We start from the raw sequence: 1,404 nt of genomic DNA, 5'->3' as shown, positions 1-1,404 counted from the left end.
GAGTGCGACCGGCACGGCGAGCAGAAGCCGCGGGGGTGAGGTCCTGACCATGCCGAACGACGCCCATGCACCCTTGCGCTACGAGCTCCGTATCCACGGACACCTCGACCAGCACTGGTCGACCTGGTTCGGCGGCCTCGCCCTCACCCACGAGGACGACGCCACTACACTTCGCGGCGCCGTGACGGACCAAGCCGAGCTGCACGGCCTGCTCACCAAGGTCCGCGACCTCGGCGTCACCCTCATCTCCCTCACCTCCATCGACGCCGCGCACGACCCTGATTCCCAGGAACAGCAACACCAGTAGACCCCCTGGGTTCACGCGACGAGGCTGACCCACACGCCCCGAACACGTACTGCCGCACGACCGCCACCATCCCATCTCGACCAGGAGTAAATCCCATGTCCACTACCACTGTCGCCGCACCCACTATCCATTCCGATCTGTCCCTGACCCGCCTGCACCTGATGCGCGCCGGCTACCTCCTGATGGGTGTCGGACTGGCCCTGGTGAAGTGGCCGCTCCTGCCCGACGTCGCCACCCTGCCGCTCTACGAGGGCGTGACGCTCTGCATGCTCACCGCCATGTCCCTCTTGGCGTTCCTCGGCCTGCGATACCCGGTCAAGCTGCTTCCCGTGCTGCTGTTCGAGTCGCTCTGGAAGCTCCTCTGGCTCGCACTGGTCGCCCTCCCCGGAGCCACCACCGGTGACCTCGACGCGGCCATGACCGAGACCGTGGTCAGTTGCTCCCTGGTTGTCGTCATCCTCGCCGTCACCCCATGGCGGTACGTGTGGCGGAACTACGTACGCGCCACCGGAAACCGGTGGCGGTGAGCAGCCCGATGTCCCTGAGCTCTCCGCTCGAACTCATCGCTTAGTACCTGACCGTGTACATCGATGTGCGGCCGCGATCGGGGGAGCAGGTTGGGAGCAGTTGGGTGCACTGAACGGCGTTGAACCGCATCCAACGGCACCGAGCGGCGCTGAACGGCACCCGCCTCGACGTGTAGTCTTCCGTTTCCGCAGGTCAGAGTCGGTTCAGCGTCCTGCTTCACACGGAGTGCTCAGCCATATTGAGCAGCAGTTGACAGCACTCTATGTCGCCTGGTAGCGGAGTATCCGCAGGTCAGGGCGGTAAGGAGCTGCTGGATGGCCTGGCCTTGGAGGTGGGCGCAGGTTGGCGAAGTGGTCACCGCGCCCGACGTGCTCACCGCAGCCGGACGCGGAACAGTGCGCTGACCGCGGTGATGCGGGGCGAGCGGGCCGACGTGACCTCCCAGAGAACACCGAAGTGGTCACGCTTCGCTGCTCCCCGCCTGGCTGGTGCCGGCTGTCGTCCCAGGCCCGCTGCCTCCAATCACGAAAGGCACGCTGCATCGGCGTATGGCTCTGGGTCTCACCGTG

2 protein-coding genes are annotated in these 1,404 nt (G+C 66.0%); both read left to right on the top strand.

The features are described from left to right. A partial coding sequence (locus tag ACWD5O_RS37160) for a hypothetical protein (RefSeq protein ID WP_450088177.1) occupies window positions 1-307 on the top strand: 307 nt, incomplete at its 5' end. Between the two features lie 95 nt (window positions 308-402). After that, a complete protein-coding gene (locus ACWD5O_RS37155) occupies window positions 403-834 on the top strand; it encodes a hypothetical protein (protein ID WP_387329542.1) in 432 nt (143 codons plus the stop codon). The last annotated feature ends 570 nt before the right edge of the window (window positions 835-1,404 follow it).

This window comes from Micromonospora sp. NPDC005161 (assembly GCF_053599855.1).
The sequence above is the reverse complement of the archived record's forward strand: the minus strand, read 5'-3'. Positions and strand labels throughout refer to the sequence as shown.

What these genes read in the sequence shown, in the direction of transcription:
- ACWD5O_RS37155 (WP_387329542.1), top strand. Translation starts at nt 403, where the DNA reads ATGTCCACTACCACTGTCGCCGCACCCACTATCCATTCCGATCTGTCC.